At 58.7% G+C, this 15,639-nt stretch carries 14 protein-coding genes; 1 reads left to right on the forward strand and 13 read right to left on the reverse strand.

Annotated features, from left to right (window positions below; translation table 11 throughout):
• Nucleotides 1-4 precede the first annotated feature (4 nt).
• The 13 genes from wzyE to trxA form a co-directional block, all read right to left on the reverse strand.
• Nucleotides 5-1,348, reverse strand: a complete 1,344-nt coding sequence (gene wzyE / locus F3I21_RS18740; protein ID WP_150059517.1) for an ECA oligosaccharide polymerase — start codon at nt 1,346-1,348, stop codon at nt 5-7.
• Entirely contained in the window at nt 1,345-2,415 is a 1,071-nt protein-coding gene (locus F3I21_RS18745; protein WP_150059518.1) for a TDP-N-acetylfucosamine:lipid II N-acetylfucosaminyltransferase, read from the reverse strand. Before F3I21_RS18745 ends, wzyE begins: the two co-directional genes overlap by 4 nt.
• Complete coding sequence (gene wzxE / locus F3I21_RS18750) at nt 2,412-3,665, reverse strand: lipid III flippase WzxE (RefSeq protein WP_058758104.1); 1,254 nt, start codon at nt 3,663-3,665, stop codon at nt 2,412-2,414. The genes F3I21_RS18745 and wzxE overlap by 4 nt, the downstream gene beginning before the upstream one ends.
• Nucleotides 3,665-4,795, reverse strand: coding sequence for a dTDP-4-amino-4,6-dideoxygalactose transaminase (gene rffA, locus F3I21_RS18755; protein ID WP_058771059.1), 1,131 nt, complete (start codon nt 4,793-4,795; stop codon nt 3,665-3,667). Before rffA ends, wzxE begins: the two co-directional genes overlap by 1 nt.
• Nucleotides 4,795-5,490 (reverse strand): dTDP-4-amino-4,6-dideoxy-D-galactose acyltransferase, encoded by a 696-nt coding sequence (gene rffC / locus F3I21_RS18760; protein WP_058758102.1) that lies wholly within the window; start codon nt 5,488-5,490, stop codon nt 4,795-4,797. The genes rffA and rffC overlap by 1 nt, the downstream gene beginning before the upstream one ends.
• A complete protein-coding gene (gene rfbA, locus F3I21_RS18765; RefSeq protein ID WP_150059519.1) occupies nt 5,468-6,349 on the reverse strand; it encodes a glucose-1-phosphate thymidylyltransferase RfbA in 882 nt (293 codons plus the stop codon). The genes rffC and rfbA overlap by 23 nt, the downstream gene beginning before the upstream one ends.
• A gap of 23 nt (nt 6,350-6,372) precedes the next feature.
• Nucleotides 6,373-7,449: a dTDP-glucose 4,6-dehydratase gene (gene rffG / locus F3I21_RS18770; RefSeq protein ID WP_021506986.1), complete on the reverse strand. Its 1,077-nt coding sequence runs from the start codon at nt 7,447-7,449 to the stop codon at nt 6,373-6,375.
• Nucleotides 7,446-8,705, reverse strand: coding sequence for a UDP-N-acetyl-D-mannosamine dehydrogenase (wecC, locus tag F3I21_RS18775; protein ID WP_150059520.1), 1,260 nt, complete (start codon nt 8,703-8,705; stop codon nt 7,446-7,448). The genes rffG and wecC overlap by 4 nt, the downstream gene beginning before the upstream one ends.
• A 2-nt stretch (nt 8,706-8,707) precedes the next feature.
• Nucleotides 8,708-9,832, reverse strand: a complete 1,125-nt coding sequence (gene wecB, locus F3I21_RS18780; protein WP_150059521.1) for a non-hydrolyzing UDP-N-acetylglucosamine 2-epimerase — start codon at nt 9,830-9,832, stop codon at nt 8,708-8,710.
• Between the two features lie 10 nt (nt 9,833-9,842).
• Nucleotides 9,843-10,892 carry an ECA polysaccharide chain length modulation protein gene (gene wzzE, locus F3I21_RS18785; RefSeq protein WP_021506989.1) on the reverse strand — a complete coding sequence of 350 codons (1,050 nt, stop codon included), beginning with the start codon at nt 10,890-10,892 and terminating at the stop codon, nt 9,843-9,845.
• Between the two features lie 37 nt (nt 10,893-10,929).
• Nucleotides 10,930-12,006 (reverse strand): UDP-N-acetylglucosamine--undecaprenyl-phosphate N-acetylglucosaminephosphotransferase, encoded by a 1,077-nt coding sequence (gene wecA / locus F3I21_RS18790; protein WP_021506990.1) that lies wholly within the window; start codon nt 12,004-12,006, stop codon nt 10,930-10,932.
• A gap of 280 nt (nt 12,007-12,286) precedes the next feature.
• Nucleotides 12,287-13,546, reverse strand: coding sequence for a transcription termination factor Rho (gene rho / locus F3I21_RS18795; protein WP_021506991.1), 1,260 nt, complete (start codon nt 13,544-13,546; stop codon nt 12,287-12,289).
• A gap of 346 nt (nt 13,547-13,892) precedes the next feature.
• The gene (gene trxA, locus F3I21_RS18800; protein ID WP_021313352.1) at nt 13,893-14,225 is read right to left on the reverse strand and encodes a thioredoxin TrxA; all 333 of its coding nucleotides are present in this window, start codon (nt 14,223-14,225) and stop codon (nt 13,893-13,895) included.
• A gap of 116 nt (nt 14,226-14,341) precedes the next feature.
• On the opposite strand from trxA, the gene rhlB reads away from it, so the two are divergent.
• Entirely contained in the window at nt 14,342-15,637 is a 1,296-nt protein-coding gene (gene rhlB, locus F3I21_RS18805) for an ATP-dependent RNA helicase RhlB (RefSeq protein ID WP_031279615.1), read from the forward strand.
• The last annotated feature ends 2 nt before the right edge of the window (nt 15,638-15,639 follow it).

Here is a 15,639-nt window from a genome sequence, read left to right on the forward strand (position 1 = left end):
GAGGTTAAGCAGAGCGCGATAAAACTGGCTCCGCGCGCGGGCGAATCAGCCCGGCACGCGCTAACAGCCAGAAAAGTAACTTCGCCAGCCCAACACAGGCGGCGAAAATCAGGCAAAAGAACACCACGCGCGAGCCGAAGGCATCCAGCCCTTCGCGCGCCAGCACGATCATATTGAACACCGCGCCAAAGCAGAAGCTTTGCAAAATGGCACCGCTGTAGCGGTTGCCGGCTTCGCGCCCCTGCTGGTAGAGAGAATCAAACCCTTTCATCAACAGCCCGACCGCTATCGCCCCAAGGGGAATAAAGCCTGCGCCGCCCATGATCAGCAGCGAACCGAGCAACGTGGGCGAAATCGCCAGCCCGGAGTGATTATTCAGCACTTCCCAGGTGAAATAGTTGGCGCTGTTGAGCACCATTGAGGGCCGATCCGGCCACAGCCAGCCTGGGATAAACACATAGAAATCACGCCAGATCGGGGCCAGCCCCTGAAAATCGATTTTGTCGTAATTCTGCAGCAGCAGCGCAAGGTTTTCCCACGGCGAAAAGGTGTCGCGCGTCAGATAGAGAAACGTGTAAAACGCTTCATCGCCCACCACATCCAGATTGTAACGACGCAGCGCCAGCCAGAACATGCCGCCAATCGCCATCACGCCGGCCCCCACCAGCATCCACAGCGTAATCCAGCCGCGCGTAATGCCGATGAACAGGAACAGCGCAAAGGCGATGATGATATTGGCGCGCGTCCCGCCCACCAGCGCATAGGTCAGCAGACCAAACGCCACCGTGATCAGCAAAAACAGCAGCCACTGGCGCTGGGTAGGATTAAGGAAATAGCGGATCAGCATCGCCGGAATGAAGAAGTAGAAAAAACGCTTGAGCGCCACGCCGGACACTTCGCTGGAGAAGATCTGGTTATAGGCCGACAGCCGGAACAGCAGCAGGCCGTTATGCATAAAGAACACCGTGACGGTTCCCACCGCCACCAGCGCCAGCAGCAGGCAGGTCAGATGGGTTTCCACCCGGTTCATCGTCAGCCAGGGTTTGTGCGGCGCCGCCTGCGCAGGCCGCAGCCGCACTTTGTAGCTGACGTAATAGATGGCGTAGAAACTGGTGGCGGCCAGCAGCGCCTGCAGCAGATAGTCTGCCGGCACCACGCTGACGTTAAAGCGGAATACCAGCACGCTGGTCAGCGGAAAGCCAAAGTAAAAGGTCAGTAAAAACAGCAGGGTAAAGAACAGGTGGAAATTAAAACGCACCCGTTTAAATTCGCGCCAGGTCAGCGTCAGAATGAAGCCCAGCGAAAACAGATACACCACCAGCAGACCACTAAACTGCAGCAGGCTCATGTCGACTCCCTTTCACTCTCCGCCAGGGCGTGGCGCCATCCCGCCAGATAGCCCGGGGCAAAAAAGGCGATAGCGGAACGATCGCACTGCGCCAGCTGACGCTGCGCCTCCGCCACGCGCGTGCGATCCAGCGCATCAGCGCTAAATAACACCGGCAGCCCCTGCTCGCTCAGGTCACGCCAGAACGGATTCTTACGGTTAACCACAAACGGAATGCCGGCCTGAATCAGCAGGCACAGCGTACCGATGCCCTGCTGACGCTCGAACATAAAATAACCGAGCTGACAGCGACTCAGCAATTGCAGATAGGCAGTGAAGTCGATTTTGTCGCGCAGCAGCGTCACCTGGCCGCGCGGAAACAGGCGCTGCGCGGCAGCATCAATCTCATCGATGTACTCATAGTTGCTGGCCGGATAACCGAGCGGGATCACCACGTTAACCTGCTCACCAAACTGGCGGCGAATCGCCTGCAATCCTTCAATGTGCCGGTTGCTGCGATCGCCCGAGTTGCCGAGCAGAATGGTAAAGCTGTCGCTGGCGGCAGGTGCGGGTATCGCGGCCTCCGGCATACGCGTTGGAAAATAGAGCAGCGAAGTGGGCACGCGCGGATGGCGCTGCTGGAAAAAGTGCAGATCGCCGCGCGTGGCAAACACCTGCGCCATGCGCCCCTGGGCGATACGCCGCAGCAGATAAAACAGGCGGTACTTCAGCCCGGCGCCCTCTTCATAGAGATCGGCGCCCCAGACGTGCCAGAACGCCTGCTGTCGCCGCAGCTTGCCGCTGAGCAGCGACAGCCACAGGCGCGGATTGAACTGGCCATGAAAGAAGAAGCGCTGACGGCGATCGGCGGCGCGTGCGATCACCGCCTGCGCCAGCGCGCGCTTGCTGGGATACACGTCGATCTGCAGCTGAGGATAGGCCAGCAGGGTATCCGGCGCGGCCGACACCACCATAAACTGACGCGGCGCGTCGGCTGGCGCTTCAACGCTCATGACGTCGTTAAAGAAGCGCAGCAGCGTGTGATTGTGATGCGGGATATCGGAGCCCAGCACGTGAAATAGCGTCATTTTTTCCGGCAATAAATCAAGAAAGCGCCACAGCAAAGGGCAAAGTAGAGCACGTAGGTCGCCATATAAGCCTGCGCCGCGCCCGCCGTTCCGTGCAGTGGGATCAGCCAGTGCGCAAAGGCGGTCAGCAGCACAAACTGGCTGATTTCCGTGAGAATATAAAAGCGCAGTGAGGCTTTGGCGATCACCAGGTATCCGAAAACATAGGCGCCTACTTTAAAGACGTCACCGCACAACTGCCAGACAAAAAGATCGCGCATGGCGCTGAACTGCGGGGAAAACAGCAGCCAGATGGCGACATCGCGCAGCAGCCAGACGCAAAAGCTGGCCGCCGCCACCGCCGGCAGCACAAAGCGCAGCGCACGGCCAATTTCGCGCGCGATGTCAGCTTTATGCTCCAGCCGCGCCAGCGTTGGCAGCAGCCAGACGCTGAACGTGGCGGTGATAAATTGCAGATACGCATCGGAGATGCTGGTGACGCCCTGCCACAGCCCGACCTGCGCCCAGCCCTGCTGCTGCGCCAGCAGATTACGCATCATCACCCAGGCTACCGGCAGGGTCACGGCCGTCATCAGCGCCATCAGGGTAAATTTGGCCAGATTACGCGCCAGCGCCGGCTGCCACTGCGGCATCAGCCAGCGCAGCGGCAGTTCCTCGCGGTGGCGTCGCAGCATCCACAGCGCCGGCCCGACCAGCAGCGCCGGCACCAGCGCCAGCCCGACCAGCGCACCGGCATAGCCTCCCAGCCACCAGCACAGCACATAACCCACCACGCCAATCAGGCTGCCGGCGATCAGCGCCAGCGCGTTACCGCGCGCATCGCGAAAACCTTTCAGCAACGCCAGTGTCAGGTTGGCCCAGGCAATGCCCAGCTGCAAAAAGGCGACGATACGCACCACGTTTTGCCAGGCGGCGTGACCAAACAGCGCCCGGCTGATGGGCTCCGCCGCCAGCAGGAACAGCAGCGCCAGCAGCGTGGAAAACCCCAGCACCATTGCTGACGCAGTGCCGGTCACGGCACGCAGCTGCGCCGGCTGCTGGCGGAACTGCGCGACATAGGTGGTTACGCCGTTAAAGATACCCGCGCCGGCCAGCACGCCGAGCACGGTAATCAGCTGGCGAAAGTTACCCGCCTGGCCGACGCCCTCGGGGCCGAAGCTCACCGCCAGCAGTTTCACCACCAGCAGGCCAGCGACAATTTTTACCAGCGTGGACGAGGCGGTCCACACTGAGGCTCTGGCTAACGACATCAGGCAAAGAAGCTCAGCAGCGAACTGATTACCGTACGCTGGTTGTTGTCCGACAGGTTGTAGAACAGCGGCAGCCGCAGCAGGCGCTCGCTCTCGCGCGTAGTGAACGCATCCGTGCCGTGGAAGCGGCCAAAACGCGCGCCGGCCGGTGAGGAGTGCAGCGGGATATAGTGGAACACGGTGAGGATCTCCGCTTCCTTCATCCAGTTAATCAGTGCCTGGCGATCCTCGCTGTCGCGCAATTTGAGATAGAACATGTGGGCGTTGTGACGGCAACTGGCCGGCACCGCCGGTAACGCAATGCGCCCGCTGGCCGCCAGCGGCTGCAGCGCGTCGTAATAGTTCTGCCACAGGCGCAGACGCTGCTGGTTGATGCGTTCCGCCGCTTCCAGCTGCGCCCATAGATAAGCCGCCTGCAAATCCGCCATCAGGTAGCTGGAACCAATGTCGCGCCAGGTATATTTATCCACCTGTCCGCGGAAGAACTGGCTGCGGTTGGTGCCTTTTTCGCGGATGATCTCCGCACGTTCAATCAGTTTCGCCTCGTTGATCAGCGTGGCGCCGCCTTCACCGCCGGCGGTGTAGTTTTTCGTCTCATGGAAGCTAAAGCAGCCAATATGGCCGATGGTGCCCAGCGCGCGCCCTTTGTACTGCGACATCACGCCCTGCGCCGCATCTTCAATCACATACAGCTGATGCTTCGCCGCCAGCGCCATGATGGTATCCATCTCGCACGCCACACCCGCGTAATGTACCGGCACGATGGCGCGCGTTTTCGGCGTGATTGCTGCTTCAATCTGCGTTTCGTCGATATTCAGCGTATCCGGGCGCACGTCGACGAACACAATGGTGGCACCGCGTAGCACGAAGGCGTTGGCGGTGGAGACAAAGGTGTAGCTCGGCATGATCACTTCATCGCCGGGCTGGATATCGATCAGCAGCGCGGCCATCTCCAGCGAAGCGGTGCACGAGGGCGTCAGCAGCACTTTTTTGCTGCCAAAATGCTGCTCCATCCACTGCTGACAGCGCCGGGTAAAGCCGCCGTCGCCGCACAGCTTGCCGCTGGCCATCGCCGACTGCATATAGTCAACTTCGGTGCCCACAACCGGGGGCGCATTAAATGGGATCATCAGGCTTTCCTGTAAAACCAGTAGGCGGTGCTTTCCAGCCGGGCACCGCTGCGTAAATAGAGGCGCATCGCCGTAAGATTGCTGAGCTGGGTTGCGACCCGCAGACGTTCGAGCTGGCGCACCCGGCCCCAGTCGGCTGCCGCCAGCAGCAAACGCTGACCGACGCCGTTGCCCTGCGCCGCCGGCAGCACCGCCAGCAGACCGATACGCGCGTCACCGGCGACTTCGCGCATGGAGACGAACCCCTGCAGCGCGCCCTGCTCGTCGCAGGCGATCAGACACTGGTGATCAAAAGTGCCGCGCACCGCGTTCTCAATCCACTGAGCGTAGAAGCGGCCGCTGTCTTCAGCGTCAAACCAGGGAGCACGAAAACGGCTCTGGCTAAACGCCTGGGCCGCTGCCGCGCGCAACTGCGGGATCTGCGCTTCGCGCGCGATACGCACGCCGGTCTGCCGTTCGGTGCGTTTGATATTGATCGCCAGATCCGCTTCGCCTTCCACCAGCTGAAAACCGTGCTGGCTCAGCGCATCTATCGCCGCGCTGTCCTGCGCTGGGACCTTAACCTGCCACAGCGTGTAAGGCTGCTGCAGCGCCTCGGCCAGCGGCACATCGCCGTCCAGCGTCAGCCGCGCCGTGGCGCAGCGGAAGAAGTCGCTCTCCCACGCAAGGGGATCAATACTGACGCGGACGGGCATGCAGAATATCCAGCAGATACTGGCCGTAGCCGGTTTTGGTCAACGCCTGTGCCGCTGCCAGCAGTTGCTCATCGCTCAGCCAGCCGTTGCGCCAGGCAATCTCTTCGAGGCAGGCAATTTTAAAGCCCTGGCGTTTCTCAACCGTTTGCACGAACACGCTGGCCTCAATCAGGCTGTCGTGGGTGCCGGTGTCCAGCCAGGCAAAGCCACGCCCCAGCAGTTCCACCGCCAGTTCGCCCTGCTCCAGATACATTTCGTTGATGGCGGTAATTTCCAGCTCGCCGCGCGCCGAAGGCTGCACCTGCTTCGCAAACTCCACCACGCGGTTATCGTAAAAGTAGAGGCCGGTGACTGCCCAGCGCGATTTCGGCTGCTGCGGCTTCTCTTCAATCGACAGCGCGTTGAAGTCGTCATCAAACTCCACCACGCCAAAACGTTCCGGATCCATGACCTGATAGGCAAAGACCGTGGCACCGCGGCTGCGCGCGGCCACCTTTTTCAGTTTCGGACTGAAGCCCTGGCCGAAGTAGAGATTGTCGCCCAGCACCAGACAACAGCTGTCGTCGCCAATAAAGGATTCGCCGATGATAAAGGCCTGCGCCAGGCCATCCGGGCTCGGCTGCTCGGCATACTGCAGCTGCAGGCCAAATTCACTGCCGTCACCCAGCAGCCGCTCAAAATGGGCGCGATCGTCCGGCGTGGTAATAATAAGAATGTCGCGAATCCCCGCCAGCATCAGCACCGACAGCGGATAGTAGATCATCGGTTTGTCGTACACCGGCAGCAGCTGCTTGGATATCGCCCGGGTTATCGGGTGCAGGCGCGTGCCCGAGCCACCGGCTAAGATGATACCTTTCATCGTTGCTCCTCCTGCATGCGCGCTTAACGCGGGGTGGCTAAGCCCAGCCGCTCGCCGCGATAACTGCCGTTGAGAATCGCCTGCCACCACTGCGGATTGGCCAGATACCACTGCACGGTTTTGCGGATGCCGCTGTCGAATGTTTCCTGCGGCGTCCAGCCCAGTTCACGGGCGATTTTACTGGCATCAATGGCATAGCGCAGGTCGTGGCCAGGACGATCGTGGACAAAGGTGATCAGTTCCCGGTAGCTGCTCAGCCCGGCAGCGCGCTGTTGCGGTGCCAGCTCATCCAGCAAATCACACAGTGTCTCCACCACCTCAATATTGCGCCGCTCGTTGTGGCCGCCAATGTTGTAGGTCTCGCCCACTTTGCCGCTGCTGACCACGGTGTACAGCGCGCGGGCGTGATCTTCCACATACAGCCAGTCACGAATCTGGCTGCCGTTGCCGTACACCGGCAGCGGCTTACCGGCCAGCGCATTGATAATGGTGAGGGGAATCAGTTTTTCCGGGAAATGGTAAGGGCCATAGTTGTTGGAACAGTTGGTGACCACCACAGGCAGTCCGTAGGTGCGCAGCCACGCGCGCACCAGATGGTCGCTGCTGGCTTTGGTCGCCGAATAAGGGCTGCTCGGGGCGTACGGCGTGGTTTCGGTAAAGAAATCTTCCGTGCCGTGCAGATCGCCAAACACTTCGTCAGTGGAGATGTGGTGCAGGATGAAGCCTTTCTTGCGCTCATCCGTCATGCCGTTCCAGTAATGGCGCGTCGCCTCCAGCAGCTGGTAGGTGCCGACAATGTTGGTTTCGACAAAGGCGATTGGCCCGTCAATCGAGCGGTCCACGTGACTCTCTGCCGCCAGATGCATGATGCAGTCCGGCTGGTACTGCGCCAGCACGCGATCCAGCGCGGCGCGGTCGCAGATATCGACCTGCTCAAAAGCAAAGCGCGCATCCTGCTCGACCGGTGCCAGCGATGCCAGATTGCCGGCATAGCTCAGCTTATCCACCACCACCACCCGGTGGTCGGTATTGGCAATCAGGAAGCGCACCAGCGCGGAGCCAATAAAACCGGCACCGCCGGTGACTAAAAACTGTTTCATCGCCAGACTCCTTTGGTATCCACAATCCACGGCTGCGTCACCTGTTCAGGGGTGACGGCGCGGAACTGCGCATGATCGACCAGCATCACCAGGATGTCGGCGTGTTGCAGGGCATCAGCCAGCGACACCAGCGTAGCGCGTTCGGCGAGCTGCGGCGGAATATCCGCCACATGCGGCTCGACCACCCAGGTGCGGCCGCTGTGCCAGCCCGCAATACGCTGCGCCACCGACATCGCCGGGCTTTCACGCAGGTCATCGATATTAGGTTTGAATGCCAGACCGAAGCAGGCAATGGCCACGTCCGTGGCACGCTTGCCGCTGGCCGTCAGACACTCGGCCAGCGCCCGTTTAACCTGATCCAGCACCCAGCCCGGCTTGGCATCGTTAACCTCACGCGCGGTCCGGATCAGCCGTGCCTGCTGCGGGTTTTGCGCCACGATAAACCACGGGTCGACCGCAATGCAGTGGCCGCCAACGCCCGGTCCCGGCTGCAGGATATTGACGCGCGGATGGCGGTTCGCCAGCGCAATCAGTTCCCACACGTTGATCCCCTGTTCGGCGCAGATCAGCGACAGTTCATTGGCAAAGGCGATGTTCACATCGCGGAAACTGTTTTCCGTCAGCTTGCACATCTCTGCGGTGCGCGCGTTAGTTTCCACACACTCGCCGCGCAGGAAAATGCGATAAAGCTCGCTGGCGCGCGCCGAACAGGCCGGCGTCATGCCGCCAATCACGCGGTCATTTTCCAGCAGCTCGACCATCACTTTCCCCGGCAGCACGCGCTCCGGGCAGTAAGCGATAAACACGTCAGGTTGCTCGCCGTGCTGCGGGAAGCGCAGATCCGGGCGCGCCGCCGCCAGCCATTGCGCCATCTGTTCAGTAGCGCCCACTGGCGAAGTTGATTCGAGGATTACCAGATCGCCGGCCTTCAGCACCGGCGCAATCGACAGCGCAGCCGCCTGCACGTAGCTGAGATCCGGCTGATGATCGCCGACAAACGGCGTCGGCACGGCAATCAGAAAGGCGTCGGCAGCTTCAGGCTGGGTGGTGGCGCGCAGGTTGCCGTTGTGCACCGCTGCACGTACTACGTCGCCCAGTTCAGGCTCGACGATATGAATTTCGCCGCGATTAATGGTTTCCACCGCGCGCGCATTGATATCCACGCCGATGACCTGTTTCCCGTGCGACGCAAAAACGGCTGCCGTCGGCAGCCCAATGTAGCCCAGTCCGATAACGGAAATGGTTGAAAAACGCATAGTTAAACTCTGTGTTGTTTAAGTGCCTGCAGGATGCGCGTGCAGGCATGGCCGTCGCCATACGGATTGTGCGCGCGGCTCATCGCCTGCCACGCCTCGTCGTCCTGCAATAGCAGGCTGACTTCAGCAACAATTTTATTCACGTCGGTGCCGACCAGCTTCACCGTACCGGCCGCGACCGCTTCCGGCCGCTCGGTGGTTTCGCGCATCACCAGCACCGGTTTGCCCAGCGACGGCGCCTCTTCCTGGATGCCACCGGAATCGGTAAGAATCAGCCAGGCGCGATTCATCAGCCAGACAAACGGCAGGTACTCCTGCGGCTCAATCAGAATGATGTTGTTGATACCGCTCAGAATACGGTTCACCGGCTCGCTGACGTTAGGGTTGAGGTGCACCGGATAGACAATTTGCAGCTGCGGATGCTGACGCGCCAGCTGCGCCAGCGCGCTGCAGATGCGTTCAAAGCCTTCGCCAAAGCTTTCGCGCCGATGGCCGGTAACCAGAATCAGCTTTTTACCGGCCTCAAGGAACGGGTAACGCGCCGCCAGGCGGGCATTGAGATCGGCATCATCCAGCACGCGATCGCGTACCCACAGCAGCGCGTCGATCACCGTATTGCCGGTGACGAAAATGCGCGCATCGGGCAGATTTTCGCGCAGCAGGTTTTGCCGGGAATTTTCTGTCGGCGTGAAGTGATAGCTGGCGAGATGGCCGGTCAGGGTGCGGTTGGCCTCCTCCGGCCACGGTGACATCAGGTTACCGGTCCGCAAACCCGCCTCAACGTGGCCCACCGGAATCTGATGGTAAAACGCGGCCAGGCTGGCGGCAAAGGTAGTAGTGGTATCGCCGTGCACCAGCACGACATCCGGCTGGAAGTCTGCCAGCACGGTCTTCATGCCCTGCAAAATGCGGCTGGTGATCTCGGTCAGCCCCTGTTCGGGCCGCATAATATTGAGGTCATAGTCGGGCTGCAGCCGGAACAGGCGCAGTACCTGGTCAAGCATTTCACGATGCTGTGCCGTCACGCACAGGCGCGATTCGAAGGCAGCATCCTGCGCCAGTGCCTGCACCAGCGGAGCCATTTTGATCGCTTCAGGGCGCGTGCCAAATACAGTCAGAACTTTCACGCGGATTCTCTTAGTGACGGTTGGCGAATGTTGCACGCGGACGACGCACCAGCGCTACGCCGGCACCCACCAGCGCACCGATCGCGCCCCACATCACCATCATAAACAGACGACGTGGGCTATCGCGGCTGACCGGCTCTTCCGGCGTGCGCAGGTAACGGTAGGTCTGGAACGGTTTATCCAGGCGCGGCCCGGCCTGCAGTGTGTTGAGCATCGCCCTGTTTTGATCATAGCTTAAATCGTAAGCAGGTCCGCTGGCTTGCAGGGTATCCAGTTGCGCCTGCAGCATCTGCTGCCCCAGCAGGAAGCGATCGCTGTCCGGCAGCGCTTCACCGCTGACCGGCGCGCGGTTCTCTTTAATGCCCTGCTGGCTGGCCACTTTCAGCGCCTGCTCGATGCGCTGGCGACGGCGATCAAACACCGCCTGTGCCACTTCCTGCTGACGACTGACCTGCGCCTGCAGCTGCACGCTGCGCGCCTGCCATGCACCTTTGAGCTCATCGTTGAGATGGCGCGCGGCGCGTTCGCTGGCATAGGCAATGTACTGCCGCAGCAGATTGTTGGCGTCGCCGGCGGTCTCCGCAATCAGCTTAATGTTATCCAGCGTATTGTGGGTGGCATCGGCCGGGGTGAACTGAATGTTGGTGATCAGATCGTCGAGCAGCGCGGCATCATTGTGCGCATTACCGCTTTTGCGGCTCTTATAGTAATCAGTCTGCAGCCAGAAATCGCGACGCGTATCCCACGACGCCAGCTGCATGGTGAACTCCTGATAGACCTCATCCATCACCGTCGGCGCTGGCGTATTCAGGCTGACGGTCTCGTTGCGCACATCCAGATTATTGAGGAACTGCTGCTGCACAAAGAATGCGCCCAGCATATTCACCGTCGGCCGATCGGTCACCGCCGTGGCGCTCCAGGATTGCTTCATTAACATGGAAGCCAGCCACGCCAGCAGCGCAAACAGCAGCGCCAGGCCAATAATCCAGCCTTTGCCGCGCCACAGCGTGCAGCCGAGGCCGCGTACATCCAGTTCGTTCTCCACAACGACAGAGGTCATAACAAAAGTGTCCTTATCCGGGTACTTATCTGGGTAATTATTTTTTCTCTTCGCCGCTGCTTTGCCAGCGACGTTTGATACGACGGATTTTGCGCGCGACGCGCCATGCATGTTTCAGGCAATAACCGTAAAGGAGGAAAGCAGCGAGGAACAGCGCCAGCATGACCCACTCGGGAATAAATGCCAGATATTCGCCCAGCACGCCAATCCCGGCCAGCAGCGCGGCGGCCACGGTAATCAATAAAAATGCCTGGCGGGAGGTAAAACCGGCCCGCATGATCAGGTGATGGATATGCTGACGATCGGCCGAGAACGGGCTCATGCCCTTGCGCAGGCGACGATACATGATCGCCACCATGTCCATCAGCGGAATAGCAATCAGCCACAGGGCGGTGACTGGCGTAATGGGATGGCTGAGGCCTTGTGTCGTTTCCAGCAGAATCCAGATGATGGTGAAGCCGATCATGGTACTGCCGGCATCACCCATAAAGACTTTATAACGGCGGCCTAAAAAGCCGAGATTAAGCAGAATGTAGGGAATGGTGGCGGCGATCATCGCGAAGCACCACATCGCCAGGCTGGTCTGTCCGTCAAAGTAGAGGATGATGCCCATCGCAGCGAAGGTGACGCAGGATAATCCACCCAGCAGACCATCAATACCGTCCACCATATTGAAAGCATTGATCGCTGCCCATACCGCGAACAGCGTCAGCACATAGCCGAAAGGCCCGACGATCAGCTCGACCGGACCAATGATAAACCCCAGGCTCAGTAAATAGAGTTTTGCCCCGACCATCATCACGATGGCAATCGCCGCCTGAACCACAGCACGGATTTTGACGCTGATATCAAAGCGGTCATCGAGCGCGCCGACCAGCACCAGTACCCCGGCGCAGAAGAGGTACAGTACGGCGTGCGGCAGATAATAATTTGAGATGGCAAAGGCGAAGCAAATCCCCGCATACACGGAGATACCGCCGACTAACGGAATGGCGCCATGGTGTCGTTTTCTGGAATTCGGCGTGTCCACAAGCCCAATTTTTTTAGCCGCTTTACGAGCAAAAAACAGGAACGCTAAAGAAAAAAGAAAAACTAAACCAAGCTCAGTACTCATAGTGAGTAAATTCACGTTAACGCTCTCAGCTAAAATCATGGACAACAATAAGCAATTTTCCCGCCATTGCTGTATATCCCTGGTCTGAATTCTGTCGCAGCGCGTGCGTTTGCTGAAAAAACCGCCGCTTTGCTGCCTCAGTCAATATGTCTGCTTCCTGACAGGCATAATCCTAATGCCCACAAATGAAAAACGCCACGTTAAGACGTGGCGTTAGTCATAAATCCTGGCAATTTGTGCCGTTAGCCGGCTGGCTCAGGCCGTTACCGGCGGCAACAGATTACGAGCGTTTCATCATATCGAAGAATTCGTCGTTGGTTTTGGTCATTGCCAGTTTATTGATGAGGAACTCCATCGCGTCAATTTCACCCATCGGATGGATGATTTTGCGCAGGATCCACATCTTCTGCAGCTCTTCCTGAGAGGTGAGCAGCTCTTCTTTACGCGTACCGGAACGGTTGTAATCGATAGCCGGGAACACGCGCTTCTCAGCGATTTTACGTGACAGGTGCAGTTCCATGTTACCTGTACCTTTAAACTCTTCGTAAATCACTTCGTCCATCTTCGAACCGGTATCAACCAGCGCGGTGGCGATGATGGTCAGGCTGCCGCCCTCTTCCACGTTACGTGCCGCACCGAAGAAACGCTTCGGACGATGCAGGGCGTTGGCGTCAACACCACCGGTCAGGACTTTACCCGACGCCGGTACCACGGTGTTGTAGGCGCGCGCCAGACGGGTGATGGAGTCCAGCAGGATGATAACGTCTTTTTTGTGCTCGACCAGGCGCTTAGCCTTCTCGATCACCATCTCTGCAACCTGCACGTGACGCGAGGCCGGTTCGTCAAAGGTAGACGCGATAACTTCGCCTTTCACCAGACGCTGCATTTCGGTCACTTCTTCCGGACGCTCGTCAATCAGCAGCACCATCAGCACGCAGTCAGGATAGTTGTACGCGATGCTCTGCGCGATGTTCTGCAGCAGCATGGTTTTACCGGCTTTCGGCGGTGCGACGATCAGACCACGCTGACCACGACCGATTGGCGATGCCAGATCCAGCACGCGCGCCGTCAGGTCTTCGGTCGAACCGTTACCACGCTCCATGCGCAGACGGTTGTTCGCGTGCAGCGGCGTCAGGTTTTCAAACAGAATCTTGCTACGGGCGTTTTCTGGCTTGTCGTAGTTAACTTCGTTAACTTTCAGCAGCGCAAAATAGCGTTCACCTTCTTTCGGTGGGCGGATTTTGCCAGAAATGGTGTCACCAGTGCGGAGGTTGAAGCGGCGGATTTGGCTGGGAGAAACGTAGATATCATCGGGACCGGCGAGGTAGGAGCTGTCTCCGGAGCGGAGGAAACCAAATCCATCCTGCAGTATCTCCAGCACACCATCACCGAAGATGTCTTCGCCGCTCTTCGCGTGTTGTTTCAGGATGGCGAAAATAATGTCCTGTTTGCGCATACGCGCCAGGTTTTCCAGCCCCATATTTTCGCCGAGAGTAATCAGCTCAGAAACCGGCGTATTCTTTAATTCGGTAAGATTCATAGTGATGGGTTCTTAAACTCGGGGTAATTCTCGAAATGTTTGTCGTGAATGGTATGGCAAAAATTCCATGCCTGTTAATGGCTCTTTTTCAACGCTGCTCGACGGTTATCGTCAGATGTGGCGATAGGAAGCGAGGAGACGGTCGAAAGGTGATGCCGAATGTGCTAGCCGTCAGATTGCCAAACCACGAAAACGTTCAATGCGAGCTGGGTCTGACAAGGGAAAACTTTAGATGCAAACTACAAGGTAAGTGCGTAATGCAGTGAGGTCAACTTAACACGCCTGAAGGGAGACGTCCAGCAGTGGCGAAAAAATTCACCACTGCCGAACAAACACCGCGCCGGGCTTAAGCCAGGTTAGCGTTCAGGAACTCTTTCAGCTGACCTTTAGACAGCGCACCCACTTTGGTCGCCGCCACTTCGCCGTTCTTAAACAGCAGCAGGGTCGGGATACCGCGAATACCGTATTTTGGCGCAGTACCTGGGTTTTCATCAATGTTCAGCTTGGCGATGGTAAGCTTACCGTCGTACTCTTCTGCGACTTCGTCGAGAATCGGGGCGATCATTTTGCAAGGACCACACCATTCAGCCCAGAAATCTACCAGCGTCACACCGTCGGCTTTCAGCACGTCAGTGTCGAAACTGTCATCGGTCAGGTGAACGATTTTATCGCTGCTCATGTTTAACTCCAAAGATTATGCCTGGCGAATTGGCGTAAAATATACCAACGTAGGTTGACTTTATTTCATCGGATACGCTTTCGTAAAGCGATAGTAAGCTGATATTCTACCACACTATGAGCAAAACACACTTAACAGAACAGAAGTTTTCCGACTTCGCCCTGCACCCACAGGTAGTGGAAGCCCTTGATAAGAAAGGCTTTCATAACTGCACGCCGATTCAGGCGCTCGCGTTGCCTTTTGCGCTTTCAGGGCGTGATGTCGCGGGTCAGGCGCAAACCGGTACCGGCAAAACGATGGCGTTCCTGACGTCAACGTTTCATTATCTTCTTTCTCATCCTGCTGCTGAAGGCCGCCAGGTTAATCAGCCACGCGCGCTGATCATGGCACCGACGCGTGAGCTTGCGGTGCAGATTCATGCCGATGCCGAGCCGCTGGCGCAGGCCACCGGTCTGAAGCTGGGCCTGGCCTATGGCGGCGACGGCTATGACAAGCAGCTGAAGGTGCTGGCAGACGGCGTCGATATTCTGGTGGGCACCACCGGACGCCTGATTGACTACGCCAAACAAAATCACATCAACCTCGGCGCCATTCAGGTCGTGGTACTGGATGAAGCGGATCGCATGTTCGATCTCGGCTTCATTAAAGACATTCGCTGGCTGTTCCGCCGCATGCCGCCGGCCACCCAGCGCCTGAGTATGCTGTTCTCGGCCACGCTTTCTTACCGCGTACGTGAACTGGCGTTCGAGCACATGAACAACGCCGAATACGTCGAAGTTGAGCCCGAGCAGAAAACCGGCCACCGCATTAAAGAAGAGCTGTTCTACCCTTCGAACGAAGAGAAGATGCGTCTGCTGCAGACCCTGCTGGAAGAAGAGTGGCCGGATCGCGCCATCGTCTTCGCCAACACCAAGCATCGCTGTGAAGATATCTGGGGCCACCTGGCTGCCGATGGTCACCGCGTGGGCCTGCTGACCGGCGACGTGGCGCAGAAAAAACGCCTGCGCATTCTGGACGACTTCACCAAAGGTGATGTGGATATCCTCGTTGCCACCGACGTCGCCGCGCGCGGCCTGCACATCCCGGCAGTTACGCACGTCTTCAACTACGACCTGCCGGACGATCGCGAAGATTACGTGCACCGCATTGGCCGTACCGGTCGTGCTGGCGCCAGCGGTCACTCCATCAGCCTGGCCTGTGAAGAGTACGCGCTCAACCTGCCGGCGATTGAAGAGTACATCGGTCACGGTATTCCGGTGAGCAAGTACAACAGCGACGCCCTGCTGAGCGACCTGCCGCCACCGAAACGCCTGCAGCGTAACCGCTCGGGCAACGGTCCACGTCGCGGTGGCAACAACAGCAACCGTCGCGGCGGTGCCCCGCGCAACAACAACCGTAAACGTTCGGGTTAAGC

Source organism: Pantoea sp. B_9 (assembly GCF_008632015.1).
GTDB lineage: Bacteria > Pseudomonadota > Gammaproteobacteria > Enterobacterales > Enterobacteriaceae > Pantoea > Pantoea dispersa.

Bases quoted from the DNA above. Each gene is read 5' to 3' on its own strand.
- rhlB (WP_031279615.1), top strand. From the start codon at position 14,342: ATGAGCAAAACACACTTAACAGAACAGAAGTTTTCCGACTTCGCCCTG.
- rfbA (WP_150059519.1), bottom strand. From the start codon at position 6,349: ATGAAAGGTATCATCTTAGCCGGTGGCTCGGGCACGCGCCTGCACCCG.
- rffG (WP_021506986.1), bottom strand. From the start codon at position 7,449: ATGAAACAGTTTTTAGTCACCGGCGGTGCCGGTTTTATTGGCTCCGCG.
- wecA (WP_021506990.1), bottom strand. From the start codon at position 12,006: ATGAGTACTGAGCTTGGTTTAGTTTTTCTTTTTTCTTTAGCGTTCCTG.
- rho (WP_021506991.1), bottom strand. From the start codon at position 13,546: ATGAATCTTACCGAATTAAAGAATACGCCGGTTTCTGAGCTGATTACT.
- wzxE (WP_058758104.1), bottom strand. From the start codon at position 3,665: ATGTCGTTAGCCAGAGCCTCAGTGTGGACCGCCTCGTCCACGCTGGTA.
- rffC (WP_058758102.1), bottom strand. From the start codon at position 5,490: ATGCCCGTCCGCGTCAGTATTGATCCCCTTGCGTGGGAGAGCGACTTC.
- F3I21_RS18745 (WP_150059518.1), bottom strand. From the start codon at position 2,415: ATGACGCTATTTCACGTGCTGGGCTCCGATATCCCGCATCACAATCAC.
- wzzE (WP_021506989.1), bottom strand. From the start codon at position 10,892: ATGACCTCTGTCGTTGTGGAGAACGAACTGGATGTACGCGGCCTCGGC.
- wecC (WP_150059520.1), bottom strand. From the start codon at position 8,705: ATGCGTTTTTCAACCATTTCCGTTATCGGACTGGGCTACATTGGGCTG.
- wzyE (WP_150059517.1), bottom strand. From the start codon at position 1,348: ATGAGCCTGCTGCAGTTTAGTGGTCTGCTGGTGGTGTATCTGTTTTCG.
- trxA (WP_021313352.1), bottom strand. From the start codon at position 14,225: ATGAGCAGCGATAAAATCGTTCACCTGACCGATGACAGTTTCGACACT.
- rffA (WP_058771059.1), bottom strand. From the start codon at position 4,795: ATGATCCCATTTAATGCGCCCCCGGTTGTGGGCACCGAAGTTGACTAT.